The organism is Prescottella sp. R16, assembly GCF_030656875.1.
Classification (GTDB): domain Bacteria; phylum Actinomycetota; class Actinomycetes; order Mycobacteriales; family Mycobacteriaceae; genus Prescottella.
The window spans coordinates 4017099-4042576 of the sequence record NZ_CP130943.1 but is presented as its reverse complement, the minus strand read 5'-3'; the positions used below and the strand labels follow the sequence as shown (position 1 = coordinate 4042576).

Here is a 25478-nt window from a genome sequence, read left to right as displayed (position 1 = left end):
GGAGACCGACGTGACCAGCAGAGCCCGTAAGAGCAGCCCCCGACCGGCATCCGCACCGCAGTCCGGCGGTCGGCAGTTGCGCCCCGTCGCCATCGTCGGCGGCAACCGTATCCCGTTCGCGCGTTCGGACCGGCGATACGCGCAGGCATCCAACCAGGACATGTTCACCGCCACGCTCGACGGGCTGGTGAGCCGGTTCGGCCTCCAGGGCGAGCGGCTCGGCATGGTGGCCGGCGGCGCGGTGCTCAAGCACAGCCGCGACTTCAACCTGATGCGCGAGTGTGTGCTGGGCAGCGCTCTGAGCCCGTACACCCCGGCCTACGACCTACAGCAGGCGTGCGGCACCGGCCTGCAGGCGATCGTCACCGTCGGTGACGCCATCGCGTCCGGCCGGATCGACGTCGGTGTCGGCGGCGGTGTGGACACGACGTCGGACGCCCCGATCGGCGTGAACGACGAGCTGCGCGAGTTCCTGCTGTCCGTCAACCGTGCCCGCTCCACCGCGGACCGGATCAAGCTGCTCGGGAACGTGCGCCCGTCGATGCTCGGTATCGAGATTCCCCGCAACGGTGAGCCGCGCACGGGTCTGTCGATGGGCGACCATGCGGCGATCACCGCGAAGGAGTTCGGGATCCGCCGCGAGGATCAGGACGAACTCGCGGCTGCCAGCCATCACAACATGGCCGCCGCGTACGACCGGGGCTTCTTCGACGACCTCGTCACCCCGTTCCTGGGGCTGACCCGCGACGACAATCTGCGTCCGGACTCGTCCGTCGAGAAGCTGTCGACGCTGAAGCCGGTGTTCGGTACCAGGCTGGGCGACGCCACCATGACGGCCGGCAACTCCACGCCGCTCACCGACGGCGCGTCTGCGGTGCTGCTGTCGACGGACGAGTGGGCGGCGCAGCGGAACCTGCCGGTGCTCGCGCACCTGGTGGATTCGGAGACGGCGGCCGTCGACTACGTCCACGGCGGCGACGGGCTGCTCATGGCTCCCACGTACGCGGTGCCGCGCCTGCTGGCCCGCAACGGGCTGACGCTGCAGGACTTCGACTTCTACGAGATCCACGAGGCGTTCGCGTCGGTCGTGCTCGCGACGCTGCAGGCGTGGGAGTCCGACGAGTACTGCAAGGAACGCCTCGGCCTGGACGGAGCCCTGGGGAGCATCGACCGGTCCAAGCTCAACGTCAACGGCTCGTCCCTCGCGGCCGGTCACCCGTTCGCGGCGACCGGCGGTCGGATCGTGGCGTCGCTCGCGAAGATGCTCGCCGAGAAGGGGTCCGGACGTGGTCTGATCTCGATCTGCGCGGCCGGTGGCCAGGGCGTCACCGCGATCGTCGAGGTGTGATCCGGCCGAAGTCCGGAAGCAGTTCCGACCGGTCCGAGGACTCGGTGTAACACCTTCCTCACAGGCCCGATATCCCAGTCGGCCCCGTGTTGTTGCCTGACCCCCGACCTGGCAACGGCACGGGGTCGCTCTGTCTTTACTACCCTTGAACGAGTACAAGTACGCACGCGACGGCCCCGCACGGTGTCGATTCGGCAGGAGCCCACGTAAATGAGTGACGAGCGCGACGGCGCCAACGGTGAGGAAAACCGTCCGGACGGTCCCGGACCGGACGAGAATCCGACCGAGGTCATGCCTGCGGTCCCCCCGGCGCCTGTGGGGCCGGAACCCGAACCCGAGCCGGCACCCGAGTCCGAGTCGACGCCGGAACCCGCACCTGTTCCCGACGCCGCAGCTGCCACACAGGCCAAGCGCGGTTGGGTGAAGTATGCGGCCGTCGCCGGTGGTGTGGTGGTGATCGCCGGGATCGCGTATGCCGCCGATTGGATGATCTCCGCGGACCGGGTGCCGCGTGGGGTCACGGTCGCCGGGGTGGAGATCGGCGGCGAGAGTGTCGTGGACGCCGAGCAGACGCTGCGGGCCGCGCTGGGGCCGCGGGCCGAGCAGGCGGTGCCGGTGCAGGCCGGTGACACGGACACCACGATCGTTCCGGCGCAGGCCGGGGTGGGAATCGACTGGGCGGCGACCGTCGACCGGGCCGGGTCTCAGCCGATCAACCCGTTCACGCGGGTCGCATCGCTGTTCACGACGCGGGAGATCGGCGTCGTGTCGACCGTCGACGACGCCGATCTGACGGCCGCGATCACGGGCGTGCAGCAGCAGGCCGACCGGGCGCCGCGGGAGGGCGCCGTCGTGTTCGAGGGCGCCGAGGTGGTGCCCGTCGATCCGCTACCCGGGCAGGCACTCGACGTCGACGCCGCGAAGGACACGTTCGTCGACGACTGGGCGTTCGGAACCACCGTCGTCCTGCCGGTGGACACCGTCGACGTGACGGTCACCCAGGAGGGTGTCGACACCGCGGTCCGGGACGTCGCGGCACCGGCGGTGGCGTCGGACGTCGTGGTGACGGGGAAGGACGGGGTGGTGGCGACGCTGCCGCGGGACCGGATCGGCACGGTCCTGTCCTTCGTGCCCGACGGTGACGGCGGCCTGACGCCGCAGTACGACCTGGAGGCGGCCACCGCGATCCTGGCGCCGCAGCTCGCGGGCACGGAGAAGAAGCCGAAGGACGCGTCGTTCACGTTCGGCGGTGGCGCACCACAGGTGGTGCCGTCGGTGACGGGCGAGATGGTGCAGTGGACGAAGACGCTCGAGCCGCTGCCGGCGTTGCTGGCGGCCCCGGACGCACGGACCGCGCCCGCCGTCTACGAGCCGGCCGAACCGGAGCTCACCACGGACGGGGCGAAGGCCCTCGGGATCCGCGAGGTGATCAGCGAGTACACGACCGGCGGCTTCGAGTACGCGTCCGGTGTGAACATCCGGTTGGCGGCGGGCGAGATCAACGGGGCGATCGTGAAGCCGGGGGAGACGTTCTCGCTCAACGGCTACACCGGTCCCCGTGGGACCGCGGAGGGCTACATCTCGTCCGGCATCATCAACAACGGCCGCCCCGACACGGCGGTCGGCGGCGGTATCAGCCAGCTCGCGACCACCCTCTACAACGCCGCCTACTTCGCCGGTATGGACGACGTCGACCACACCGAGCACAGCTACTACATCTCCCGGTATCCGGCGGCTCGTGAGGCGACGGTGTTCGAGGGTGCGATCGATCTGCAGTTCCGCAATCCGGCGTCGACCGGCGTGGTGATCCAGACGATCGGCACGAATTCGGACATCACGGTGCGGTTGTGGGGTACCAAGACCGTCGACGTCGAGTCGGTGACCGGTGGTCGCAGCAACTTCACGTCCCCGACCACGATCTCCCTGCCCGCGGGTCCGCACTGCGTCTCGTCCGGCGGCGCACAGGGATTCACCACGAGCGACACCCGCATCATCAGCGACGCGAAGACCGGGGCGGAGATCTCCCGGAACACCCGCACCGTCCGGTACGACCCGGTGCCGGTCGTCAAGTGCATATCCAACGAGCCGAAGCCGGACCCGAAGCCGGCGGAACCGGCGGCGACGCCGCCGGAGGAGCCCGCAGCACCCGCAACTCCCGCAGCGCCCGAGCCCGGGCGGTAGTCGGCCTCGACCACGACGGAGCCCCCGCACATCGGTGCGGGGGCTCCGTCGTCGAGCGGTGGATCGGCCGATCAGAACGCGGCTTCGTCCAGCTCCATGATGTCGTTGTCGAGGTGCGACAGGATGGTGCGGGTGGCGGCCAGTTCGGGCAGGACGTTCTTGGCGAAGAACGACGCGGTGGCGACCTTGCCCTCGTAGAACGCCTTGTCCTTGTCGGAGGCGCCGCCCTCGGAACCCATGCTGTCGAGCGCCGTCAGGGCGATCTCGGACTGGCGCAGCAGCTGCCAGCCGATGAGCAGGTCGCCGACCGACATCAGGAAGCGGACCGAACCGAGGCCCACCTTGTACAGCTCGGCGGGCTGCTCCTGTGCGCCCATGAGGTGCCCGGTGAGAACGGCGGCCATCGCCTGGACGTCCTCGAGGGCGGTGGACAGCAGGGCCCGCTCGGCCTTGAGGCGTCCGTTGCCGGCCTCGCTGTCGATGAACTTCTTGATCTCGCCGGCCACGTGGGCGAGGGCGACACCGCGGTCGCGGGCGATCTTGCGGAAGAAGAAGTCCTGCGCCTGGATGGCGGTGGTGCCCTCGTACAGGGAGTCGATCTTGGAGTCGCGGATGTACTGCTCGATCGGGTAGTCCTGCAGGAAGCCGGACCCGCCGAGGGTCTGGAGGCTCTCGGTCAGGTACTGGTAGGCCCGCTCCGAGCCGACACCCTTGACGATCGGCAGCAGCAGGTCGTTGACGCGGTGCGCGAGCTGGGCGTCGGCCCCCGAAACCCGCTGCGCCATCTCGGCATCCTGGTGGGCGGCCGTGTACAGGTACACCGCACGCATGCCCTCGGCGTACGCCTTCTGCATCGCGAGGCTGCGGCGGACGTCGGGGTGGTGGGTGATGGTGACGCGCGGCGCGGTCTTGTCCGTCATCTGCGTCAGGTCGGAGCCCTGGACGCGCTCCTTGGCGTAGTCGCGGGCGTTGAGGTAGCCGGTCGACAGCGTCGAGATGGCCTTGGTGCCGACCATCATGCGGGCGTGCTCGATGACGTCGAACATCTGCGCGATGCCGTTGTGCACCTCGCCGACCAGCCAGCCGACGGCGGGGGTGCCGTGGCCGCCGAAGGTGAGCTCACATGTCGTGGAGGCCTTGAGGCCCATCTTGTGCTCGACGTTGGTAACGAAAACGCCGTTGCGCTCGCCGAGTTCGTTCTTCTCGAAGTCGAAGTGGAACTTCGGGACGAAGAACAGCGACAGGCCCTTGGTGCCCGGGCCGGCGCCCTCGGGGCGGGCGAGGACCAGGTGGAAGATGTTCTCGAACAGGTCGTCGGAGGTGGCCGAGGTGATGAACCGCTTGACGCCCTCGATGTGCCAGGTGCCGTCGGCCTGCTGGACGGCCTTGGTGCGGCCGGCGCCGACGTCCGAGCCGGCGTCCGGCTCGGTGAGGACCATGGTGGCGCCCCAGCCGCGTTCGACGCACGTGGCGGCCCACTGCTTCTGCTCGTCGGTGCCGTTGTGGAAGAGCACGTTCGCGAACGAGGGACCTGCGGCGTACATGAACGCGGCGGGCTGGGCGCCGAGGAGCATCTCGGCGATGGCCCACACGACCGTACGCGGTACGGGGACGCCGCCGATCTCCTCGGACAGGCCCATGCGGTACCACTCGGCGTCCCACATGGCCTTGAACGACTGCTTGAACGACTCGGGCAGCGTGGCCTCGTGGGTCTCGGGGTCGAACACCGGCGGGTTGCGGTCGGCGTCGGCGAAGGCCTCACCGAGCGGTCCCTCGGCCAGGCGCGCGACCTCGGACAGCATGTCGCGGACGGTGTCGGCGTCGAGATCCCCCCACACGCCCTCACTCAGCGGCTTGTCCAGACCCAGCACCTCGAAGAGGTTGAATTCGAGGTCGCGGACGTTGCTCTTGTAGTGGCCCATGTTCTCTCCCTGAAGTGGCGCTGCAGTCGGTAATTGCTACTCGCCGGTAACTTAGCCGATGTTACTCGTGATTAAGTTAGCTGCCAAGGGCGGGCTTGCGAGCGACGAGAAGCGCGTCGATCGCGGTGCCGTCCGGGGTCTCGCGGAAGCGTCGTTCGGCGGTCACGATGTCCAGTCGGCCGTCCACATCGATCGCCAAATCATCTGGGGTGTAAAGGATTTCGTGATCGGGCGGTCCGCCGACTCCCTCCGTGGCGTTGAGTGTGTCGTGGCCCAGGATCATGAGGATTCCCTCGGGTTTCAGGGCGTCGACGATGCGCCCCACCAATGCCGCCCGCTCGGCCGGCGAGGGATGCACGAAGATCATCAGAATCAGATCGAAGCCGGACGGATCGTCCAGCACGGTGGTCGTGACGATGTCGTCGACCACGTAGTCCAGGCGCTCCCGCACCGCCCGCGGCGACGGCGACGCGATCCGCCGCGCCTTGTCGATCGCCACATCGGAGAAGTCGACACCCGTGGTCCGCCAGCCGCGCGTCGCGAGCCACAGCGCATGCCGGCCCTCCCCGCACGCCAGGTCCAGTGCCCGGCCCGCCGGCAGCGACGTCGCGTACTCCACCACCACCGGATTCGGCGGCGTCCCCCACACCATGTCCGCCTGTGAATACCGCTCGTTCCAGTCCGCAGCCTTCATGGAGACGACGGTAGCGAGATTGCGTCGCACCCGCGCGTCGGCGGGGCGAGCTGCCGGCTCAGCCGACGGTGATGCGGCGGTGGGCGAGCTTCCAGCGTCCGTCCTCGAGACGGTGGGTGTCGTCGTAGCGTCCGACACCGGCGAGACGCGGCTCGGTGGCGCCGTCGCGGAAGAACAACCAGTACGCGGTGGACGATGCCTGCGTGTCGGAGTCGACGGTGACCGCGACGGTGGTGATGACGTGCCGGGAGAACGTGCCCGGCCCCTGGATGCCGTCGGCGCGCCGCTGCCGCACTCCCTCCGCGATGGCGACGACGCCCGTGCGGGTCTGCGCGGCCATGCCGGTGACCGGGTTGGCCTGCGACTCCCAGACGGCGTCGGCGGTGAAGTTCGCGAGATAGTCCTCGACGGTGCCGTCGTCGGCGAGATGCGCGAGACGGGCGAGCAGGTTCGAGACGTCGTCCCGGACGCTACTGCGGATGTCACTGCTCTGGGTCACGTCGCCTCCGGTGCCGGTTGTGGGTCCGGGTGCGACGCTAGCGCACCCGCGGGGGCGGGGACAGGCGTCGTCCCACGGGGTGGGTGTCGACGTCACCGTTGCAGCGTCGTGTGCATGAGCAGGACGTTGTAGTTGGAGTGCACGGTGGTGAGGAAGTAGAGGTCCGGTCCGCTGGACCACGGGTGGATGTAGCCGCCGTACATCGACGCCAGTTCGGTGCCGTCGACGAGGGTTTCGGGGGCGCTCCACGGGCCTTCGGGGGTGGGGGCGCGGCGCATGACGACCGAGTTGCGGTCGTCGGTGGTGAGCATGAGGTACTGCTGCAGGTAGTCGTTGTACTGGACGGAGATCTCGCCGACGCCGCCGAACACGATGGGCGCCGCGACGTCGGGGTTCTTCGGTTCCCACTTGCCGCCGTCCCAGTACTCGTAGGCGTTCAGGTCGAGGAGCTGCTTTTCGGGGACGCGGGCGAGGTGGACGAGTCCGCCGCGGCCGGCGGGGGTGCCGTACTGGTAGACGTAGCCGTCGGCCTTCAGGAACGCACCCATCTGGAAGTTGTGGTTGCCGCCCTGGTCGGGGCGCCGGGTCTCGACGGCTTCCGTCCAGTTCTCGCCGTTGTCGCCGGAGGTGACCAGGCCGGAGAAGTTGGTCTCCCATTTGCCGGGCTCGCCCCAGTCCTTGACCGACATCATGCTCATGTACTGGACGCCGTCGACTGCGATGCCGGCGGTGGGGATGCGGCTGATCTCGACGAACGGCAGTTTGGGGCTGGGGACCACCTCCTTCGACTGGCCGACGATGTCGCGGGGCGAGCTGTCGAACGTCATGCCGTCGGCGAGGTCGCGGTCGGTGCTGCGGAACAGGACGTTGCTGCGCCACGACCACAGGCTGCCGGCGAGGAGATTGGGCAGGCCGAGTCCGGCGGTGTCGCCGAACGCGGTGAGGACCTGGCCCGCCCCGTTGTCCCACATGATGCCGAGGTCGGTGCCCAGGACGTTGGTGTCCTGGGTGCGGTTGGCGCTGAGCATGCCGGTGACCTGCGCCACGGCCTGGCTGCGCCCGTGCAGGACGGGGACGCCGGTGGTCCCGTTGAGGACGGGAATCGGATTTACCGTGTTCGGGTCGGCACCCGAGGGCGGAGCGAGTGACAGGACGACGGCGGAGACGGCTGCCGTGGCGGCGGCCGTGACAATTGCGGAGCGCTTTCGGTTTCGGTGCACGGATGTTCCCATCGGTGTCGAAAATCGGTGTCTGCCTGGTGTCATGTCCGCGTGGAGTGACGACGTCGGTCGTAGCGGGCGGATAACACGGTAACAGCGGAAGCGGTTTCTCCGGGTGGAACTCGGGTACTTCTTCCGTGTGGTTCATCGACCTTTTCGGAAATGATCCGAATTGCGCATACAACGAATATTGTTCCGATTGCGCGGTGTTCCGAACCCGCTCGCGGGCAGCTCGGACGCACGTGAGCGGCGTATCCGGGCCCAGCGCACTGTGACGAATCCGAGGACCCGAGTAACAGTGCGGGCAGATGGCGCGAAGTACGGTGTCGTGGGGACGTGGCCACATGGGCCCCGTCGCGCGGCGTGTCGCGTCGCGAGATCAGGCTGTAGAGGAGAACCAGCATGGGTGCGCAGATCTCGAACTCCACCGAGGTCAGGCAGTCCGCCATCCTCGGGTTGGGGGTTTACCGCCCGGAGCGGGTCGTGAGCAACGACGAGATCTGCCAGACCATCGACTCCACCGACGAGTGGATCCAGTCGCGTTCGGGCATCAAGAACCGTCGTTTCGCGAACGACGAGGAGAGCGTGCTGGCCATGGCCATCGCGTCGGGCCGCAAGGCGCTCGAGGCGGCCGGGCTGACGGGTGAGCAGATCGGCGCGGTCGTCGTCGCCACCTCCACCTACCCGGTGCAGACGCCGCAGTGTGCCGCCGTCGTCGCCGATGCGCTCGGCACCGGGGGGTCTGCGGCGTTCGACGTGGCCGCCGGCTGCGCGGGCTTCTGCTACGCGCTGTCCGTCGCGAACGACATGGTGCGTCTCGGCACCGAGGACTACGTTCTCGTGATCGGTGCCGAGCGGATGAGCGACAGCACCGAGCCGACGGACCGCAGCGTCCGCTTCATCTTCGGTGACGGTGCGGGCGCCGTCGTCGTCGGACCGAGCGACACCCCCGGCATCGGCCCCACCGTGTGGGGATCGGACGGCTCGCAGTCCAATGCGATCCGTCAGGAACCGGACTGGCTGACGTTCGCGGCCGATCCGACGAGCCGCCCGTGGATCAAGATGGAGGGCACCACGGTCTTCCGCTGGGCCGCGTTCGAGATGGGCAAGATCGCCGTGCAGGCGGTCGAGCGGGCCGGTGTGACCATGGAAGACCTGGGTGCCTTCATCCCGCACCAGGCCAACGGCCGCATCAACGAGGTCATCGCCCGCCAGATCAAGCTCCCCGAGTCGGTGCCGGTGTCCGACGACATCGCCGACACCGGCAACACGTCGGCTGCGTCGATCCCCCTCGCGATGGAAGAGGTCCTGCGCACCGGCAAGGCGAAGCCGGGCGACCTGGCCCTGCTGGTCGGCTTCGGAGCCGGCCTGTCCTACGCGGGCCAGGTCGTGACGCTTCCGCCGCTGGCTCAGTAGGCCGTCGTCGCCGACCGCAGCGCCTCCTCCTCGTCCGCGGTGAGGGGGCGTTGCAGGTGCGCGACGTTGCGGGCCACCTGTTCGGGGGTTTTCGATCCGACCAGCACCGACGGGATCTGCGGTTGGGCGTCGAGCCATGCCATTGCGAGTTCGGACAGGGGCCGTCCCAGCCGGTCGGCCACGGTGAGCAGTTCCTCGACGCGGTCGAGGGCGGTGTCGGTGGCGGTGGCCGCGAAGTAGTCGGAGCTGTCGAATCGGGAACCGGCGGGGAACGCGGTGTTCTTGCGGTACTTGCCGGTGAGCAGCCCCGCCGCGAGGGGATAGAACGGGATCACGGCGAGGCCGTTCTCCTCGCAGGCGGGGATCAGAGTGTCTTCGGCTTTGCGTTCGAGCAGGTTCCATTCGATCTGGGCGGCGACGAAACGCGGCAGGTTGCGTGCGGTGGCGGTGCCGGTGGCGTGCGTGATCTGGTCGGCGGTGACGTTGGAGCACGCGGTGTAGCGCACCTTGCCGGCGCGGACGAGATCGTCGAGGGCCCCGAGGGTGTCCTCGATGGGGACCTGCGGGTCGGGCATGTGCTGGTAGTAGAGGTCGATGTGGTCGGTTCCGAGGCGCTGCAGGCTCGCGTCGCAGGCGCGGCGCACGTAGTCGGGTGCGGAGCCGCGGTCGGTGTCGCTCATGGGGCCACCGAATTTTGTTGCGACGACGGCCTGTTCGCGTCGTCCGGCGAGGGCGGCGCCGAGTTGCCGCTCGGATTCGCCGGTCGAGTAGATATCGGCGGTATCGAAGAACGTGATGCCGTGCTCGAAGGCCGCGTCGACGACGGCGCGGGACTGTTCCCGGTCGATGCGGGATCCGAAATTGTTGCAGCCCAACGACACTGTGGAGACGGTCAGGTCGGTGCCGGGCAGAGTCGTGTACTTCATGGCGGGACTGTACGTCGGTTCCGGATCCGGGGCGACGGGGCGTTCCGGTGTGTGGGCGCTCTCGGCGATTCCCGTACCGACTAGTATTCGTTTCCTGCGAACATATGTGCGAGAGATGGGGTTCGGTTGAAATCGTCGATGTCCGGTTCGGTGCGTCGTCTGCTCACGTTGGCGGGCACGGTGGTGCTCGCGGTGGTGTTGGGGATCGGGTACGTCGCCGTCGACACGTGGCTGGGGTCGGAGGAGGAACCGGCCGGCCAGGTGCCGCCGTCGGCGTCGTCCGGTGAGATCGAGACGCTGCTCGCGCAGCTCCGGGTCGCCCCCGAGGCGCCGATGACGGGGTACAGCCGGGAGGAGTTTCCGCACTGGGACCGGAACCTGCCCGAGCACGGGTTCGGTGACGCGTTCGCGCAGTACCCGAAATGCACCACGCGGGACGTGATGATGCTGCGCGACGCGGTCGGTGCGGTGAGCCTGGACCCGAAGACGTGTGAGCTGACGGTCGGCAAGGGCGGCGGCTGGCAGGACGAGTACGGGTTCATCGACCGCAAGACCGGAGAGATGCGTCCGTACAAGAAGATGACGGAGCCGTCGGGGGTCGACGCCGAGCACATCGTGGCGTTGGCGGAGGCCTGGCGGTCGGGGGCCGCGAACCTGGACGAGGACACGCGCCGGCGGATCGCGAACGATGCGACGAATCTGGTGGCGGCCGACCCGTCGGCGAACCGGTCGAAGGGTGATCAGGATGCCGCGAACTATCTGCCGCCCGGAAAGTTCCGTTGTTCATACGTCGATCGATACCTCCACGTCAAGGTAAAGTACGGCCTCACCGTCGACCCGGCGGAGCAGACGGCTCTGCGTACCGCGGTCGACGACTGTGTCCGGCAGGGCGCGTTCGGGTAGAGGAGGGCCGGATCATCGACATCGCCGCCATTCGTATGCCGGTCGCCGTCATGACCGAGGAGGAGGGGACGGTGTCGGGGTTGCTCGACGTCGCCGTCGACGACTCGGGTCGGGGACTGGTTCGTTACCGTGCCACCGACGACTGGTTGACGATCGGCAATCTCGATGGAGACCCACCGGCCACGTGGGAGGCGGTCGACGATCTGGTGGACGCGATCGAGTCGGGGGTCGGGGTGCGGGACGCTGCCGGGAATCTGATTCCGTTCGAGGCCTGAGCGCCGACGGCTCACGGGAGGGGTGGGGCGATGCGGACACCGGAACGGTGGCGGCTCTGGCTGGCGCCGACCGCGGTGGTGGCGGTGGTGATGTCGCTGCTGGCTGCGCTGTACATGGGCGGCATCCTCGATCCGGCGAAGCATCTGCGTGGGTTCCCGATCGCGTTGGTGAACCAGGACGTCGGGGACGTGATCGACGGCCCGGACGGTCCGGTGTACCAGAATTTCGGGGACGAGATCGCGCAGGGGCTGGTCGCGAATATTCCTGCGGACAAGGTTGATCTGCAACAGCTTTCGTGGGCTGAGACGGCCTCACGTCTCGGTAAGGGTGAGTTGTTCGGGGCGATCGTCGTTCCGGGCGATTTCACCAAGCGGACGTCGATCCTGGGGCAGGCGTCGGTGGTGCCCGGCGACGTGGAGCGGCCGATCATCACTGCCTACACCAATCCGCGGGCCGGAAGTTTCGGGATCGGGATCACCGAGGCGATCACGGGACAGGCGCTCGCGCAGGTGAACACGACGATGGGGGAGAAGCTCACCGCGACGGTGAACGAGCGTCTGGCGTCGGTCGCCCCGGGGACGACGGTGTCGGGGGCGGCCGCGATCACGCTGGCGCAGCCGGTCGACGTGCTGAAGGTGCAGCACAATCCGCTGCCGCCGGGAACCGGAAACGGGTTGTCCGCCTTCTATTTCGCGTTGCTGCTGGTGCTGGCCGGGTTCACCGGTGCCACGATCGTGAGTTCGATCGTCGACAGTGCGCTCGGGTTCGCGCCCACCGAGTACGGGCCGTGGTACGTGCACCGGGAGTCGGCCGGGATCAGCCGTTTCCGGACTCTGCTCGTGAAGTGGGGTGTCATGGCGGTGCTCGGAATGCTGGTGTCGGCGTTGTACATCGCGATCACCGGCATGCTCGGGATGCCGATTCCGAATGCGCTGGCGTTGTGGGAGTTCGGGGCGTTCGCGATCACCACGATCGGGGTGACCGCGCTGTCGGTGATGGCCGCGTTCGGGACCGTCGGGTTGCTCGTCAACCTGGTGGTGTTCGTGATCATGGGACTACCGTCGTCGGGTGGTGCGATCCCGCTCGAGGCGACCCCGAGAATCTACGAGATCCTGGCCCAGTTCGAGCCGATGCATCAGGTGTTCGTGGGGGCGCGCGCGATCCTCTACTTCGACGGCAGCGCCGGCGCGGGACTGCTGCACGCGGTGTGGATGACGGGGATCGGACTGCTCGTCGGGTTGCTGCTCGGTGTGGTCGCGACCCGGTTCTACGATGCCCGCGGTCTGCACCGCGTCCGGAAGGATCCGTCACCCGTGTGAATCACGGGACTGCCGGTTCTTCTCGTCCAGATGGGTCGGATCCCAGTCGAGGTCGGAGCCGATCTCCTCGTCGTTGCCGCGGCGGACGGCACGTCCGATCAGCAGGGCCGCGACGCATGCGAGGACGATCCATCCGCCCAGTGCGATCCACAACCACGCCATGAGTTGTTTCTAGCAGCGCTTGCTGTGAAAAAGCGAAGCGCGGGACGTCACGCGAGGGTGAGGGTGTCCACCGGCGTGCGGAACAGGGTGCGGGCCTGGTGGACGGTGAGGACCGGAACGTCGAGGGCACGGATCTGTGCGAGCAGCGCCGCCTCCGCGGGGCTGCAGATGCCGTCGAGGGCGTCGTCGTCGACCACGGCGTACGCGACGGTGTCGGCGACGACGTCGACGCAGCGGAGGCCGCGGGCGGGCGCGAGACCCCGGGCCTCCTGCAGGGCGGTGGAACTACCGACGAACACCACCTCGGTGGTGGCTGCGGGGGCGACTCCATCGACGACGGTGAGTTTCATCGGGACTCCTTGTTGCAACTCGTGGCAGCACGACGGCCGGTTGCGAGCATCGGATATGTGCTCGCCGCGACGACCCCACGGATCGTGGGTTTCTCGAATGGTAAGTCGGTGTGCGGGAATCTGCTGAGTTCCGCCGGAACTGCACCGGTCAAGTAGTGGCGCGCCACGTCCGCACGGCGACGGCGACGGCGGCGACCGACAGTAGATCCGACACCGTGACCCCGTGCTCGGGAGTGAGCGTCCACAGAATGTGGCCCTCGAGCGGCCCGTTGACGAACACCCACGTCACGGCGAGGGCGACGAGGCATCCGGCGGCGGTACGACTCGGCCGCGCCAGACACCACGCACCCACGACGACAAGCAGATTCAACGCCAGAACGGGATAGAGGACATCGGTCACCGGATTATCCTGACGTACTGTGTGGGCCATGGGAACCTGGGGACACGGACCGTTCGAGAACGATGGTGCAGGTGATCTGCTCGCGGCCCTGCGCGACAGGCACTTCGACATCGACGACTTCGTGCAGAACACCGGCGATGGCTGCGCGGACTATCTCGAAGCCGACGACGCACAGGCCGCGATCGCCCTCGCCGAGGTCGTCGCCGTCGCCCGCGGGATCGTTCCGGCACCGCCGCAGCTCGACGGTATCGACGCCGCCGCGTACGTCGCGTCCCTCACCCCCGACCAGCATGCGTGGATTCGTGCGACGCTCGCCCGGGCGATCGCCGACAGCGACACGTCCGAACTCCACGAACTGTGGGAGGAGAGCGGCCCCGAGGACCTCGAGGTGTGGCGCGCGCCGATCGCGGCCCGGCTGCAGAGCCTGAGCTGACCGTCAGTGTCCGGAACGTTCCCGGACCTGTGCGACGGCGTCGGCGATCGGCATCGACAGCGTCGACCCGTGCCCGGGGACGATCGTGCCGGCGCCGAGTCCGGTGAGCGCATCGAGTGCGGCGAGCGTGTCCCCCGTACCGTGATCGAACACCGGTGGGAGTAGTTGCGGCCCACGGACCTTCGACAGTGCATGCCCGGTGACGAGGGCGTCGCCGGTGATCACGACACCGTGCTGCGGCAGGTGGTAGGCGGTGTGCCCGGACGTGTGGCCGTGGGTGGCGACGGGCACCGGGGCGCCGGGGACGTCGATCGCGCCGGTGTCGGGGACGGCGCGAGCATTCGGGATCGTGACCTTCTTCGTGGCGCCCGCCCGTGCGATGCGCAGCAGCCACGGCAGCACGCCGTGCCGGTGGATCATCGGAAGGAAATCGGGGGCCGCGGCCTGCTCGATATAGTCGCGGCGGGCGTGCGCCACCTCCACCGCATCGGTGTACACCGGCGTCCCGTACTGCTCGTGGAATGCGGCGATCGCCCCCATGTGATCGATGTGCGCGTGCGTCAACAGCAGCGCCTCCACGTCCTCCGGGCGACGGCCCAGCGCCCGGATCGCCCGCTCGGCCACCTCCACGTCCCGCGGATAGCCGCCGTCGATCAACGTCAACGCGTCCCCGTCCCGCAGGAGCACCATGTTCACTTCGGTCCCGGACACCTGGAAGACGCCGGACGCCACCTCGTTCATCACCGTCACAGTTGATCATGATGCAGCGTGCAATCGTGTGTCGGCGATGGTGCCCCACCGGCGATCGGATACCGACACCATTGAGTTGTAACCGGTGTTACATTCTGTTCTGTGACTGAAACTTCACCCGTTGCGTGGGTGCTTCTGGTGGTGAAACTCCCGGCCCGGCCTACCCGGCACCGGGTCGCGGTGTGGCGGGAACTGCGAAAGGTCGGGGCCCTGTCGGTGGGGCAGGGGGTGTGGGCGGTCCCCGACGTGCCGGCGTTCACCGCGGGGCTGAGCCGCGTATCGGAGCTGACCACCCGCGCCGACGGCGAGATCGTCTCGCTGCGTGCGTCGGGATCGACCGCCGAGGACGCGGCCCGGTTCGAGGCGATGTTCACCGAGGCGCGGGAAGCGGATTGGGCCGAGTTCCTGTCCGAATGCGGCAAGTACGAGACCGAGATCGACAAGGAGATCCGGATCCGCAAGTTCACTCTCGCGGAACTCGAGGAGGAAGAACAGAGCCTCGAACGGTTGCGCCGCTGGCACCGTGACCTCCGGGCGCGAGACGTGTTCGGGGCCGCGAACGCATCCGAGGCCCGGGCACATCTGGAGCGGTGCGTCGTCCGCTTCGAGGACTACGCCGAACAGGTGATGGCCGCGCTGCACGCGCTGCCCGAGGACGACGAGATCCGGTGACGCCCACCGCCTCTCCCGACCGGGTGGAACGATTCCGGGTGTGGCCCCTGTACGCCGCCGGTTTCACGACCGCATTCGGGGCCCACGGAATCGCCGCCAACCTCGGCAGCGAGGGCTCCGACCTGCACAGCTCACTGCTGTACCTGGGTGTGCTGCTCGCGCTGTACGACGGGGCGGAGGTCGTCCTCAAACCGGTCTTCGGCACCCTCGCCGACCGCATCGGTGCCCGCCCGGTCCTGATCGGTGGCCTGATCGGATTCTGCTCGGCATCACTGGCTTTCGTGATCGTCGACGACTCCGCATGGCTGTGGCTGGCCCGTCTCGGCCAGGGCGCTGCAGCGTCCGCCTTCTCGCCCGCGGCGGGAGCCCTCGTCGCCCGGACGAGCCCGGTCACCGGGCACGGGCGGGCCTTCGGCACCTACGGGTTCTACAAGAGCCTGGGCTACACCCTCGGCCCGCTCCTCGGTGGTGTGCTCGTCTGGGTCGGCGGCCTGGTCACCCTGTTCGCCGTGCTCGCCGGATTGTCCGCAGCCGTCGCCGTATGGGCGGGGTGGGTCGTGCCCGTCCTCGCGCCGCTGCCGAAATCCCGGCAGACGGTCGTCGACCTGGCCCGACGACTGACCGACAGCAGCTTCCTGCGGCCGACGTCGGCGTTGGCGCTGGCCACCGCCGCCCTGTCCGTCGGTGTCGGATTCCTGCCCGTCTCCGGTGCTGCGGCCGGACTCGGCCCGATCGCGACCGGCGCGGCAGTCTCCGTACTGGCCGCATGCGGTGCGGTGGCCCAGCCCTACGCGGGACGAGCCCTCGATGCGGGACGGCTCCGCGCCGACATCGGACTCGCCGCCGGACTGGTGCTCACCGCAACCGGTCTCGCCTGTGCCCTGATTCCGGGTGTCGTCGGCGTCGTCGCTGCCGCAGTCGGTATCGGTGTCGGCACCGGTGTGATCACCCCGATCGGTTTCGCATCACTCGCGGCATCGACCCCGGAGAACCGGATCGGGCAGACCATGGGGGCCGCGGAACTCGGCCGGGAACTCGGCGACGCGGGCGGACCGCTCCTGGTCGCCGCAGCCGCAGCCACCGCCCCCCTGGCCGCCGGATACGCCGCACTCGCGACACTGACCGCTCTCGCATCCACCACCGTGCTCGTTCGCAGACGACCGGTCTCGTCACATCCTGGCAGTGCAGGTGAAAAGGAGGAGTGGACGACTGGTAGTGGCCGAGGCCGGCCTCGTTCTCGGCCTGCCGGAAGCATTCCTCGACGCGCCACCGCGATCCGGCGGCGAGTGCGGTGAACGTGGTGCGTCGTCGCCGGTGTGTATCCGATCATCAGGGCCATACGGCTGGGCGCCGATGCAGGCTCGCCTCTCGATGCTCCAGCTGCGCCCGGCGGGCGCCGTGTTCGATCTTCGGGATCGCCGCGAGCGTCTTCTCCAGGTCATCGACGGAGACGACCTGCGCTGTCACCTCGCCCGGGACCACATCCGTCGGCAGGTCCTGCCACCTCAGGAAGATCAGTCCACGGTTGTGTCCTGTCGGGTCGACCCAGTTGCACACGTTGGGATCACGTTGGCTCACTACGAATGTGACGCTTCCATCCGGGTTGCTCATGGCCTGAGCACGGTTCAGGCTGGACTGGTGGTCCCAGTAGTTCATCGAGGTGAACCAGTTGTGGCCGAGTTCCATGCCGAAGTAGGGTGCGTCGGCGGGGTCCACGGTGAGGACCAGCGCTTCATCGGATCCCAGATCGAATTGAGCAAAGGCGCTGACCTGCCCGGGCAGCCCACCGATGGTCGGGGCCGGTGGCGCGACGGCGTTTACCGGTAGCCGCTGCAGGAGTTGCTTCGCGTAGTTGGCCCAGAACTCGCCCTGGAGTGTCGTCCGGCGCGCGACTTCGGCTGCCGGGTCCGTGGGAGCAGCGACGACCGGCCCGCTCACCTGGGTGAGTCGAAGCTCGGCGGGTGTCTCGCGCGCCCAGTCTGCCAAGGTATCGCGCACGACGATTCGCTTGCTGCCTGCGCCGAGTTGGATGTGGTTCTCTCCTGGGCGCCCGGGATCGGCGCTCAACGTCAGGGTGAACGACCCGTCTGCTGCCGTCCGGAGGTCGCTGCCGGCAATGAACCCTGTTGTGTTCCCGAGCGTTCCGTCACCCGGGTAGGCATCGAGGACTTGGAAGTAGATGTTCTGCGACGAGTTCCGGATGCCGCGGATCACGTAGGAACCGTTCTCGTCGATGGTGGCGGATCGGTAGATCACGTCGGGATTGTCGAGGCCCCATCGGCGGTCTGGCTGATTGTCCCACGCGATGGACGTTCGGCCGAGGTTCGCGACGTCACTGGCCGCGGCCAGTGCCAGCGAATCGACGTAGGCCGGCATTTCTGCTGCAGTGGCATCGTCCGTGGCAAGGCCTGACTGTGCCAGGGTGTCGAGGAGGTTCGCCTTGGCCGCGACGACTACCGGGTCCTGTGCCAACTCGCGCGCTCGCGCATCGAGCGCTGCGTTGTCGAGGAAACGCATCGGCGGCGCGAGCGGCGAACGCGGACAGTTCACCTGAGATGAAGAACTCCCGAATCCGAGCGACGACGAGGCGCTTCCGAATCCAACGGAATCGAGCGGCTGTGCGGCCGCCGGAGTGGAGAGCAGCAGCGCGCCGATTACGGCCGGGGCCGCGGCGGCGACAGTGAGCGATCGAATATGCATGTGGGCACCATTCTTTCGGTCGTTCGAGGCTCGAAAACCTCGAACGGCTACGTCCAGCTGAGTGATCGGCGGGGTGACGCAGGTCACCATATAGAGACTTTTCGGGGCTTCGAACCGACACTTCCCGCCAGTCGGGAGAAAACAAAACCAAGCACTTGCTTGGTTTCGTGTCGTCGGCTACCACTGAAACCACAGACCTCAACGGCCGCCGCGCACTCGCACGGATCACGCAGCCGCAGAGGGACACTCGGAGATTCGGAGAAGCTGTGGGAGATTTCAGTGATCGTTCGGGAGCAGCGTTGGTGTTGGGTGCCAGTGGCGGGTTGGGGGACGCGACGGCCCGGATGCTCCTGGACCGGGGAGCCGACGTCGCGCTGACCTACTTTCGGTCCGCGCAGGCACTCGAACCGCTCCTGGCCGGCGTCGCGACGTCTGGCGGAACGGCCCGGAGCTGGCAGCTCGACCTCTCCGATGCCACGCAGACCTCGGATGTCGTCACGCAGGTGGCGGAGACGTTCGGAGGTATCCACACGCTGGTTTACGCGGCCGGGCCACACGTGCCGATGGTGCACCTGAGCAAAGTCGCGCCGGCCGACCTCGAACGCCAGATTGTCAGCGATGTCGCCGGATTCTTCAACGCAGTCCATGCGGCGCTGCCGCACCTGCGGGCATGCCGGGGCAACATCGTCGCCATCACCAGTGCCGGCACCTCCCGCTACCCAGTTCGTGACGGCCTGTCGATCGGACCCAAAGGAGCAGTCGAGGCACTGGTTCGGGGCATCGCAGCCGAGGAAGGCCGGTACGGCGTGCGGGCCAACAGCGTGGGTCCCGGAATGACCACCGACGGCATGGCCGACCGACTCATCGCCAGCGGCGACCTGGACAACAACGCACTCGACGTCGCGAAATCCCGCATCCCCCTCGGAACCTTCGGCAACGCCGAAGACATCGCGGAAGCTGTGTGCTTCCTCGCCTCCGACCGAGCAGGCTTCATCAGCGGACAGAAACTCGACGTCGACGGCGGATACGGCGTGTGAGAGCCCAGCCATGACGTGAGAAGAGGGAAGTGGCGAGACCTGCGAGCCGGGTCGGCCTGGAGCGAAGGCCCCACTCTCATTCGAGGGTGGGCCTTCCGTCGTTTCCGGGTCGGGCGCGGACGATGCGGACGGGAATGCTGGGGCGGGTACGGCAGACGAGCCCGATGACGGTCAGTGCGAGCGCGCAGGAAAGATCAGGTACAGAAGAGAGATCGAGGCTGCGCGTCTTCATGTAGTTCTTCGACTCCCATTGCTTCGCGAAGGCGACGGCGTCGTCGGTGTGGTGCCGCACGCGAACGTCTCGTCGACCCTGCTCGACTTCATGTCGACGTGGACGGGGGCGAAGGAAAGTCGACGCCGGCGAGCGGCAGCACGAAGGAGGTAGACCAGACGGTCTTGCCTCATCGTTGCGTCGGACGTTTCGGCTTGCGCTGTACCGAGTTCGTACTGCGGAGAGCTGCGGCGCAGGTGAGAGGCCGTTTCAGGCGGAGAGGGGTGTTCACCAATGGCGGGAATGACTGCGTTGGACAGTGTTCGAATGAACTGACGCCGAGGTAATCACACATAGGGGCGGCTACAGATCACACTGCCACTGGAGCGTCCACTTTGTCGTCGACGGCTCGCGCCGGGCCCGGGCATGTCAGGGCTGCTACTCAACCAGGTTGCTAGGGTGCCGCGGTACCCAAATCTGCCAGGAGCCCCGCTCGCGCTGGGACACGATCCCAGACGGGTGGAGTGCACCGCGAAGCAGCGGCTCATCCCCGCTCGCGGGGCGCTGGCCAAGCCGGAGCCTGATGTGCGGTTGATTTCGAGCTCATCCCCGGTAGCCGGCGACGAGAACTAATCGGTGAGAGTGCGGGTGTCGCGGCGCGCCGATGAGCGCCTATACCTCACTAGGCATCGGCGTCCTCGCCATTGATTAGTCGGCCCAGTGCATCCCGAAACGATGCCGCGTCGACAGGCAGAGCGATCGGTTCGCCCCTGAATGCGGTCCCGTGCCCGTGAGCGGTGGCGAACCAGGTGACCTCGATGGGCGTATCGGTCCGCGGGACCATGACGATCACCTCATCGGGGTTGCTTCGCCATGCCGCCGGTTGTGGCCGCAACTCCTCGAGTCCGATTGTCACCGTGAGATCGCCGCCGTCGTTCTCCCACTGCACCTCCTGGTTTGCCAGCCTGGGGATGGACATCGGCGTAGCCATCCCATCGTGCCAGTCGGTGGGCTCCCAATCAGGGTTGAGGAGGTATCGGAAGATATGGTTGGGGTTGTGGAGGTAGTCCGTCTCGAAGCCCTTCACGCCATGGAAAGTGATGACCAACTCCACCCGGGTGAGGAACGACTCGGCGTTGTTGGTGACGGTGAACCGTAGGCCGTCCCAGCCCCGAGTCCCGAGCCATTCCTCGCTACGCGGCCAGTTGCGTTCCACGCGCTCTCGCAGTGCGGCCACCGTCTTCTCGGTGTCCTCTTCACTCGGAGGGTCACCGAGCTCTCCCCGGTTCATCGCCTTGGCGATCATGTCCAGTTTAGCTCGTTCGGCTGGCGAGATGGCTCGGGACTTGGCCGCAGCTTCACGGATGCGCTGGACCTCCTTCTCGATGAGCCCGTCACGGAGTTCATTGCCGTCCACGAAGTAGTGCGCTGCACCGTCGATGGAGAGGTGGATGTCGAGGGGAACTGGGCCCGTGTCGATGTCGAGGTACTGCTTGCGCAGCGAATGCATGTGTGGTTGATTCAAGACGAAAGCGACTCGTTCCATGTGAAAGATGTCGATCTCGATGTCGTCGGCCAGTTTGTTGAGGGCATCCCGTTCGGCCAGCTTCACCTCCTGGTTGGTGACAAACGCCAGACCGTGCGGATTATGCTCGCGCGCGGACTTCAGGTCGCTGGCGAGCTTGCTTGTGATCTCGGATATCGACTTCTGCCCCCGCGGAAAGTAGACGGCCCCGATCCACGGTTTGCCGTCGCGGCTGCAGATGATGTCGCGGCCGCCGTCCTTGCCGCCGTAGGGGTGTGACGGATCGATGTCCTGATAGCCCTGATCGGCCAGGATCTGGGCTGCGAGCCGTTCAGACTCCTGACCTTCGGTCCAGGAAACGAGCCGATGTTGGGTCTCGTCCATCCGTGTCACGCCTATTCTCCCTCGTTCAATTCCGGTCGAGAGTCGATTGTTCACGGTGATGACCGACGAGCTCGCGCCCGGGGGCAGCGAGAGGTGTTCGCCAATCGTGGGCTTGCCTGGGGTGGTTGTCGATTGGCTCGCTTGACCACTCGGTCATCCCACTTGACGGGGTTCCAGATCACAGAAGTCTGGAGGGGACTTGGATCGGCGTCATGTCCAGTTGCGCTGTCAAGGAGCCGGTTTGGGTGATCGGTACTGGGGTAGCCAGATCGGGGGAAGTCCCGATCGTCAACCGGATACCCGACCTCATCCGTGTGACTATGAGTCCTGTCGGTCGAAAAACTGGTCGGGATCATGAGTGGCTAGCCTCCACACGCCGCCGGCTTGCCAGTCATAGAGTTGTTCACCAGCCAGGTCGGTGTACAGCCACCGAAGCGTTGCGATGCGCTCGACGCCGTCGAAGGCGAGGCCAGCAGTAACCAGCGCCATCGATGCGCCCTTGTGGTAGACCCTGTTGATGGTCCACTTCGACAACGGAAAGTGGCTGTAGGTGCGCCTTACATCGGCGATGTTGCCCTTGTTCGTTCGTCGGTTGGTGCCGGTTGTAGGCGCCCACAAGTGCTCCGCGAGGAGTCCCCATCGGCGATGTTGCCAATCGCCGAGGAACTGCACGCAGGTGCGGTCGAGGTTGGGACTGCCCCGAGTTCAGTTGACTCGCGGGGTGTAGAGGTTCAGGCCGCGAGTGGGGCCTGATTGAGGGTCTCATACTCGACCGGGGTGAGCTTGCCGAGGCCGCGTTGACGACGCCGACGGTGGTAGGTGCGTTCGATCCAGATCACGATCGCCATGCGGAGTTCGTCGCGAGAAGCCCAGCGCTGCCGGTCGAGGACATTTTTCTGCAGCAGCGAGAAGAACGACTCCATCGCCGCATTGTCGCCACACGCCCCGACACGCCCCATCGAACCCCGTAACCCTTTGGCGGACAACAGTTCCACGAATCTTCTGGAACGAAATTGACTGCCCCTGTCGGAATGCACGATCGTCCCCGCCGGGCCACGGAGGGCGATCGCGTTCCGCAACGCCGCCACTGCCAGCTCGGAGGTCATGCGGGAATCGATCGAGTAGCCGACGATCCGGCCCCCGAAGCAGTCCTTGATCGCACACAGGTAGAGCTTGCCCTCATCGGTGTGGTGCTCGGTGATGTCGGTCAGCCACAGCTTGTCGGGCCTGTCCGCAGCGAATTCGCGGGCGACGAGGTCGTCGTGGACTGGCGGTCCGGACTTGCGGCTCAGACCGCGTTTCTTCGCGAAGGCCGACCAGATCCGCTGCTGTGAGCACAACCGCTGCACCCTGTTCTCGCCGGCGGTGATACCTCGGCTCGGGAGCTCGTCCGCGATGAACCGGTACCCGAACGCCGGGTCGTCGGCGTGGATGGTGAAAGCGGCGTTGATCAGGTGGGCGTCGTCCCAATCACGCTGCGAGACAGGGTCCTGGCACCACTTGTAGAACGCTTGGGTGGAGAATCCGAGCACCCGGCAGGTCACCGCGACGGCGATGCCGTCGGCGGCAAGGTCGAGGACCAGCGGGTAGGTCATTTTGGGGGCAACTCGCGGGCGAAGAACGCCGCGGCCCGCCGCAGGATCTCGTTCTCCTGCTCGAGCAGGCGGTTGCGTTTGCGCAGTTCACGCAGCTCGGCGGACTCCTGCTCGGTCACGCCGGGACGGACACCGTCCTCGATGTCGGCCTTCTTGAGCCAGTTGTGCAGTGTGGCCTCGGAGATTCCGAAGTCCTTCGCGATCCGGGACAACGGCGCATCGCCCTTGCGGGCGACGGCGACGACGTCGCGGCGGAACTCTGCGGGGTAGGGCCTGGGCATGATCAATGATCCTTCCAGGTGAGGATCAATCCTCACCGGTCAGGAGTCAACCAAAGCCGGGGCAGTCCCGTTGCTCCATTGAGTCTCGTCCGTCGCGAGCGTGTGCTCGTGTGGCAACCACTCCTCTAGTCGTGCACGATCAGCCTGTACCTCGATGTACTTCGCAACCACATCCTCAATCGTCGGCTCCGGTGCAGATGGCTGTGCTTTTTTATCCCGACCGGTAGCCCAATCGGTGACTGCGAACAGACGGTTCCATGCCTTCGTGGCCACGACGTCGTTATCGAAGTCGACAAGCATGCCGTGCATGATCCCGTTTCGGAACAACTCAGTCGTCGGCTCGCTACGAGTCTTCTTGAACGCTCGCCAGAACGTGTCGTGCGCGTTTGACAGGCCCATATGATGCCCGGCGACGCTGTCCCACGCTACGAGTTCTTGAGCCTCGGTGGTGGTGAGGTTGCGCCGTTGTGCGTCGTGCTCGGTGATGTCTTGAACGAACCCGTCCATAACCGCGAGAAGCACAAGTACGGTGCTGTAGCGACCCTCCCGATAGTCCCGCTTCGCCTTGTCCACGAGTGCCAGGCGCGGTTTCATCGCAGGGAACCGATGCAGTCGCGCGACAGCCACGTCCAAGGGCGTGTCCTGCTGGTAGTACGCGATTAGTCGGCGTTCGGCGTCACTGCCGTCGGGTGACTCGGCCACGATCTTGCCCATCTCGGAAACGTTGAGATCGTCGGTGAATACCCAGCACCGCGGTCCGAGCAACTCATAGAAGGCGTCGACGACGCGCACCAGCTCATCTATGCCTCGCTCTGTCGAGTCCAACTGTGAGGTGTCGACGCCGGGGACCACGCGAGCGAGTGCCCGCATTTCGGCAAGCTGTGTACGAAGCGTTTGGACCGTCGGTAGGTCTCCCGCGGACCCGTACGGCTGCGTTGGCTCCGGCGCTCTTCTGCTGTCCGCATCAAAAGAAGGCTGCATCAGGTGATTCTGGCAGGAGCAGCCGACAAGGTTCTCGGGGAGAAACGGCTGCTGACCGGGTGCGGCCATGCGACCGTGTCGTCCGCGACAGATAGCGCCGTCCTGTCGCCGGGGCGCTCGCGGGATGGGTTGTTCTGGCTGGTTGTGCCAACGTCGCCGTTGGCACCGCCGCGTCGCGATTGAGGGATTTCGATGGACTTCCCTGTCGCGTCGTTGTGTTGGCGAAACGAGGAGGAGTCAATGCCCCAGTCGGGGCACCAGGTGGCGGGCGTCGCGGCCGACTCCTCGTAGGGATGCGGAGGAGAGGCTGCGTTGCCATTCGAGGCCGATGTAGCCGAGTCCGGTGTGGGTGGTGGACAGGCCTTTCCGTTGCAGGGGGCGTCCGGCCTGGTCGAGGGCGCCGGTACCGGCGAGGTAGGGCAGGTGGGGTGTGTATCCGGTGGCGAGGATGATCGCGTCGACGTCGCTGGTGGTGCCGTCTCGCCATACGGTGGTGTGGCCGTCGAGTCGGGTGAACATCTCTCGGGTGGCGGGTTGGGATGCGGTGAGGGCGGCGCGGTAGCGGCCGGTGTCGAAGACCGGCACGGTGGGCGGGTTGGTGATCCGGTGTCCGATGGGGAGGGCGTCGATGCCGGTGATGGTGAACCAGAAGTGCATGTCTCGGCCGAGAGGGCGTTGCGGGGCGAACTTCACCGGCGCACGGCTGGCGAGAGTGACCGTGGCCGTGGCGGCGAGTTCCGCGGCGATCTGGACCGCGGAGTTGCCGGCGCCGACGACGATGACGTTCTCGCCGGTGTGGTCGGTGGGGGTGCGGTAGGTGCTGGCGTGCAGCAGTTTTCCGGTGAAGGTGTCTTGCCCTGGCAGTACGGGGAGGTGAGGCGAGCCGAATCCGCCTGTGGCAGCGACGAGCCGGGGCGCGGTGAAGACGGTCCCCGTGTCGGTGTGGGCGGCGAAGGTGTGTCCGTCGTGGTCGACGGTGACGACCCGGTGGTTGAGGCGGATGTCGACGCCGAGGCCCTTGGCGTAGTGGCGCAGGTAGTCGACGACTTCGTCGCGGTGCGGGTAGTGGTCGGGGTTGCCGGGGAAGGAAAGTCCCGGTAGGGAGCTGTATTTCGCGGGCGAGAACAGGGTGAGGCTGTCGTAGTAGTGCGGCCAGGATCCGGCGGTGTCGTCGGAGGCTTCGAGGATCGCGGCGGTCAGGCCGCGCTGGCGGAGGGCGTGGGCAGTGGCCAGCCCGGACTGGCCGGCGCCCACGATGAGGGCGTCGTAGTGAGGCATGTGGGGGTCCTTCGA

Annotated in this window: 25 protein-coding genes and 1 pseudogene; 10 read left to right on the top strand and 16 right to left on the bottom strand. The window is 67.1% G+C overall.

The window, feature by feature from the left end; genetic code table 11:
- Nucleotides 1–10: 10 nt before the first annotated feature.
- Together Q5696_RS18925 and Q5696_RS18920 are read left to right on the top strand one after the other, a co-directional pair.
- Nucleotides 11–1348 carry an acetyl-CoA C-acetyltransferase gene (locus tag Q5696_RS18925; RefSeq protein WP_305092785.1) on the top strand — a complete coding sequence of 446 codons (1338 nt, stop codon included), beginning with the start codon at nucleotides 11–13 and terminating at the stop codon, nucleotides 1346–1348.
- Nucleotides 1349–1558: 210 nt separating this feature from the next.
- Nucleotides 1559–3529, top strand: a complete 1971-nt coding sequence (locus Q5696_RS18920) for a VanW family protein (RefSeq protein ID WP_305092784.1) — start codon at nucleotides 1559–1561, stop codon at nucleotides 3527–3529.
- A 71-nt stretch (nucleotides 3530–3600) separates the two neighbouring features.
- Here Q5696_RS18920 and Q5696_RS18915 read toward each other — a convergent pair whose 3' ends face one another.
- The 4 genes from Q5696_RS18915 to Q5696_RS18900 all read right to left on the bottom strand — a co-directional run bounded on the left by Q5696_RS18915 (nucleotide 3601) and on the right by Q5696_RS18900 (nucleotide 7876).
- Nucleotides 3601–5451: an acyl-CoA dehydrogenase gene (locus Q5696_RS18915; protein WP_305092783.1), complete on the bottom strand. Its 1851-nt coding sequence runs from the start codon at nucleotides 5449–5451 to the stop codon at nucleotides 3601–3603.
- A gap of 76 nt (nucleotides 5452–5527) precedes the next feature.
- Nucleotides 5528–6145, bottom strand: coding sequence for a class I SAM-dependent methyltransferase (locus Q5696_RS18910; protein WP_305092782.1), 618 nt, complete (start codon nucleotides 6143–6145; stop codon nucleotides 5528–5530).
- A 58-nt stretch (nucleotides 6146–6203) separates the two neighbouring features.
- The gene (locus Q5696_RS18905; RefSeq protein WP_305092781.1) at nucleotides 6204–6644 is read right to left on the bottom strand and encodes a nuclear transport factor 2 family protein; all 441 of its coding nucleotides are present in this window, start codon (nucleotides 6642–6644) and stop codon (nucleotides 6204–6206) included.
- A 92-nt stretch (nucleotides 6645–6736) separates the two neighbouring features.
- On the bottom strand, nucleotides 6737–7876 hold the full coding sequence (locus Q5696_RS18900; protein WP_370654824.1) for a glycoside hydrolase family 183 protein: 1140 nt from the start codon (nucleotides 7874–7876) through the stop codon (nucleotides 6737–6739).
- 390 nt (nucleotides 7877–8266) lie between these two features.
- Between Q5696_RS18900 and Q5696_RS18895 the strand changes: the two genes are divergently transcribed.
- A complete protein-coding gene (locus Q5696_RS18895) occupies nucleotides 8267–9280 on the top strand; it encodes a beta-ketoacyl-ACP synthase III (RefSeq protein WP_305092780.1) in 1014 nt (337 codons plus the stop codon).
- Here Q5696_RS18895 and Q5696_RS18890 read toward each other — a convergent pair.
- Complete coding sequence (locus Q5696_RS18890; RefSeq protein ID WP_305092779.1) at nucleotides 9274–10206, bottom strand: aldo/keto reductase; 933 nt, start codon at nucleotides 10204–10206, stop codon at nucleotides 9274–9276. The two genes, Q5696_RS18895 and Q5696_RS18890, sit on opposite strands and share 7 nt — an antisense overlap.
- 138 nt (nucleotides 10207–10344) lie before the next feature.
- Here Q5696_RS18890 and Q5696_RS18885 point away from each other — a divergent pair, with 138 nt between their 5' ends.
- From Q5696_RS18885 to Q5696_RS18875, 3 genes are read left to right on the top strand one after another with little or no spacing between them, the layout of a single operon-like run.
- On the top strand, nucleotides 10345–11109 hold the full coding sequence (locus Q5696_RS18885) for an HNH endonuclease family protein (protein WP_305092778.1): 765 nt from the start codon (nucleotides 10345–10347) through the stop codon (nucleotides 11107–11109).
- Nucleotides 11110–11159: 50 nt separating this feature from the next.
- Nucleotides 11160–11384 (top strand): hypothetical protein, encoded by a 225-nt coding sequence (locus Q5696_RS18880; protein ID WP_305092777.1) that lies wholly within the window; start codon nucleotides 11160–11162, stop codon nucleotides 11382–11384.
- Nucleotides 11385–11414: 30 nt separating this feature from the next.
- Nucleotides 11415–12704: a YhgE/Pip domain-containing protein gene (locus tag Q5696_RS18875; protein ID WP_305092776.1), complete on the top strand. Its 1290-nt coding sequence runs from the start codon at nucleotides 11415–11417 to the stop codon at nucleotides 12702–12704.
- On the opposite strand, the gene Q5696_RS18870 is transcribed toward Q5696_RS18875, so the two are convergent.
- The 3 genes from Q5696_RS18870 to Q5696_RS18860 form a co-directional block, all read right to left on the bottom strand.
- Nucleotides 12693–12866, bottom strand: coding sequence for a hypothetical protein (locus Q5696_RS18870; protein ID WP_305092775.1), 174 nt, complete (start codon nucleotides 12864–12866; stop codon nucleotides 12693–12695). The genes Q5696_RS18875 and Q5696_RS18870 overlap by 12 nt on opposite strands.
- Before the next feature lie 47 nt (nucleotides 12867–12913).
- Nucleotides 12914–13216 (bottom strand): hypothetical protein, encoded by a 303-nt coding sequence (locus tag Q5696_RS18865; RefSeq protein WP_305092774.1) that lies wholly within the window; start codon nucleotides 13214–13216, stop codon nucleotides 12914–12916.
- 148 nt (nucleotides 13217–13364) lie between these two features.
- Nucleotides 13365–13616 (bottom strand): hypothetical protein, encoded by a 252-nt coding sequence (locus Q5696_RS18860; RefSeq protein WP_305092773.1) that lies wholly within the window; start codon nucleotides 13614–13616, stop codon nucleotides 13365–13367.
- Nucleotides 13617–13644: 28 nt separating this feature from the next.
- Between Q5696_RS18860 and Q5696_RS18855 the strand changes: the two genes are divergently transcribed.
- Entirely contained in the window at nucleotides 13645–14049 is a 405-nt protein-coding gene (locus Q5696_RS18855; protein WP_305092772.1) for a DUF4259 domain-containing protein, read from the top strand.
- A 3-nt stretch (nucleotides 14050–14052) separates the two neighbouring features.
- On the opposite strand, the gene Q5696_RS18850 is transcribed toward Q5696_RS18855, so the two are convergent.
- Nucleotides 14053–14790, bottom strand: a complete 738-nt coding sequence (locus tag Q5696_RS18850) for an MBL fold metallo-hydrolase (RefSeq protein ID WP_305095373.1) — start codon at nucleotides 14788–14790, stop codon at nucleotides 14053–14055.
- Between the two features lie 111 nt (nucleotides 14791–14901).
- On the opposite strand from Q5696_RS18850, the gene Q5696_RS18845 reads away from it, so the two are divergent.
- Together Q5696_RS18845 and Q5696_RS18840 are read left to right on the top strand one after the other, a co-directional pair.
- A complete protein-coding gene (locus Q5696_RS18845) occupies nucleotides 14902–15471 on the top strand; it encodes a Chromate resistance protein ChrB (RefSeq protein ID WP_305092771.1) in 570 nt (189 codons plus the stop codon).
- Nucleotides 15468–16652: pseudogene (locus Q5696_RS18840) on the top strand (MFS transporter); the annotation flags it as partial. The gene Q5696_RS18845 and the pseudogene Q5696_RS18840, both read left to right, overlap by 4 nt.
- Before the next feature lie 148 nt (nucleotides 16653–16800).
- On the opposite strand, the gene Q5696_RS18835 reads toward Q5696_RS18840, so the two are convergent.
- Complete coding sequence (locus Q5696_RS18835; RefSeq protein ID WP_305092770.1) at nucleotides 16801–18171, bottom strand: hypothetical protein; 1371 nt, start codon at nucleotides 18169–18171, stop codon at nucleotides 16801–16803.
- Between the two features lie 266 nt (nucleotides 18172–18437).
- Between Q5696_RS18835 and Q5696_RS18830 the strand changes: the two genes are divergently transcribed.
- Nucleotides 18438–19208 (top strand): SDR family NAD(P)-dependent oxidoreductase, encoded by a 771-nt coding sequence (locus Q5696_RS18830; RefSeq protein WP_305092769.1) that lies wholly within the window; start codon nucleotides 18438–18440, stop codon nucleotides 19206–19208.
- A 76-nt stretch (nucleotides 19209–19284) separates the two neighbouring features.
- Here the strand turns inward: Q5696_RS18830 and Q5696_RS18825 are convergent, their stop codons facing one another.
- The 6 genes from Q5696_RS18825 to Q5696_RS18800 form a co-directional block, all read right to left on the bottom strand.
- A complete protein-coding gene (locus Q5696_RS18825; protein WP_305092768.1) occupies nucleotides 19285–19500 on the bottom strand; it encodes a hypothetical protein in 216 nt (71 codons plus the stop codon).
- Between the two features lie 601 nt (nucleotides 19501–20101).
- Nucleotides 20102–21328, bottom strand: coding sequence for a hypothetical protein (locus tag Q5696_RS18820; RefSeq protein WP_305092767.1), 1227 nt, complete (start codon nucleotides 21326–21328; stop codon nucleotides 20102–20104).
- Nucleotides 21329–21646: 318 nt separating this feature from the next.
- Nucleotides 21647–22000, bottom strand: a complete 354-nt coding sequence (locus Q5696_RS18815; RefSeq protein WP_305092766.1) for a hypothetical protein — start codon at nucleotides 21998–22000, stop codon at nucleotides 21647–21649.
- A gap of 59 nt (nucleotides 22001–22059) precedes the next feature.
- Nucleotides 22060–23204, bottom strand: a protein-coding gene (locus Q5696_RS18810) for an IS3 family transposase (RefSeq protein ID WP_305091796.1) whose coding sequence is annotated in 2 segments (ribosomal slippage) — nucleotides 22060–22931 and nucleotides 22931–23204 — 1146 coding nt in all. Because the reading frame shifts where the segments join, the coding sequence is not laid out codon by codon here.
- A gap of 39 nt (nucleotides 23205–23243) precedes the next feature.
- Nucleotides 23244–24254, bottom strand: a complete 1011-nt coding sequence (locus Q5696_RS18805) for a hypothetical protein (protein WP_305092765.1) — start codon at nucleotides 24252–24254, stop codon at nucleotides 23244–23246.
- Between the two features lie 168 nt (nucleotides 24255–24422).
- Nucleotides 24423–25463, bottom strand: coding sequence for a flavin-containing monooxygenase (locus Q5696_RS18800; RefSeq protein WP_305092764.1), 1041 nt, complete (start codon nucleotides 25461–25463; stop codon nucleotides 24423–24425).
- Nucleotides 25464–25478: the final 15 nt, after the last annotated feature.

Coding starts and splice junctions, on each gene's coding strand:
- Q5696_RS18920 (WP_305092784.1), top strand. CDS start 1,559: ATGAGTGACGAGCGCGACGGCGCCAACGGTGAGGAAAACCGTCCGGAC.
- Q5696_RS18915 (WP_305092783.1), bottom strand. CDS start 5,451: ATGGGCCACTACAAGAGCAACGTCCGCGACCTCGAATTCAACCTCTTC.
- Q5696_RS18910 (WP_305092782.1), bottom strand. CDS start 6,145: ATGAAGGCTGCGGACTGGAACGAGCGGTATTCACAGGCGGACATGGTG.
- Q5696_RS18900 (WP_370654824.1), bottom strand. CDS start 7,876: ATGGGAACATCCGTGCACCGAAACCGAAAGCGCTCCGCAATTGTCACG.
- Q5696_RS18895 (WP_305092780.1), top strand. CDS start 8,267: ATGGGTGCGCAGATCTCGAACTCCACCGAGGTCAGGCAGTCCGCCATC.
- Q5696_RS18890 (WP_305092779.1), bottom strand. CDS start 10,206: ATGAAGTACACGACTCTGCCCGGCACCGACCTGACCGTCTCCACAGTG.
- Q5696_RS18885 (WP_305092778.1), top strand. CDS start 10,345: ATGTCCGGTTCGGTGCGTCGTCTGCTCACGTTGGCGGGCACGGTGGTG.
- Q5696_RS18880 (WP_305092777.1), top strand. CDS start 11,160: ATGACCGAGGAGGAGGGGACGGTGTCGGGGTTGCTCGACGTCGCCGTC.
- Q5696_RS18875 (WP_305092776.1), top strand. CDS start 11,415: ATGCGGACACCGGAACGGTGGCGGCTCTGGCTGGCGCCGACCGCGGTG.
- Q5696_RS18870 (WP_305092775.1), bottom strand. CDS start 12,866: ATGGCGTGGTTGTGGATCGCACTGGGCGGATGGATCGTCCTCGCATGC.
- Q5696_RS18865 (WP_305092774.1), bottom strand. CDS start 13,216: ATGAAACTCACCGTCGTCGATGGAGTCGCCCCCGCAGCCACCACCGAG.
- Q5696_RS18855 (WP_305092772.1), top strand. CDS start 13,645: ATGGGAACCTGGGGACACGGACCGTTCGAGAACGATGGTGCAGGTGAT.
- Q5696_RS18850 (WP_305095373.1), bottom strand. CDS start 14,790: ATGAACGAGGTGGCGTCCGGCGTCTTCCAGGTGTCCGGGACCGAAGTG.
- Q5696_RS18835 (WP_305092770.1), bottom strand. CDS start 18,171: ATGCATATTCGATCGCTCACTGTCGCCGCCGCGGCCCCGGCCGTAATC.
- Q5696_RS18820 (WP_305092767.1), bottom strand. CDS start 21,328: ATGGACGAGACCCAACATCGGCTCGTTTCCTGGACCGAAGGTCAGGAG.
- Q5696_RS18805 (WP_305092765.1), bottom strand. CDS start 24,254: ATGGCCGCACCCGGTCAGCAGCCGTTTCTCCCCGAGAACCTTGTCGGC.
- Q5696_RS18800 (WP_305092764.1), bottom strand. CDS start 25,463: ATGCCTCACTACGACGCCCTCATCGTGGGCGCCGGCCAGTCCGGGCTG.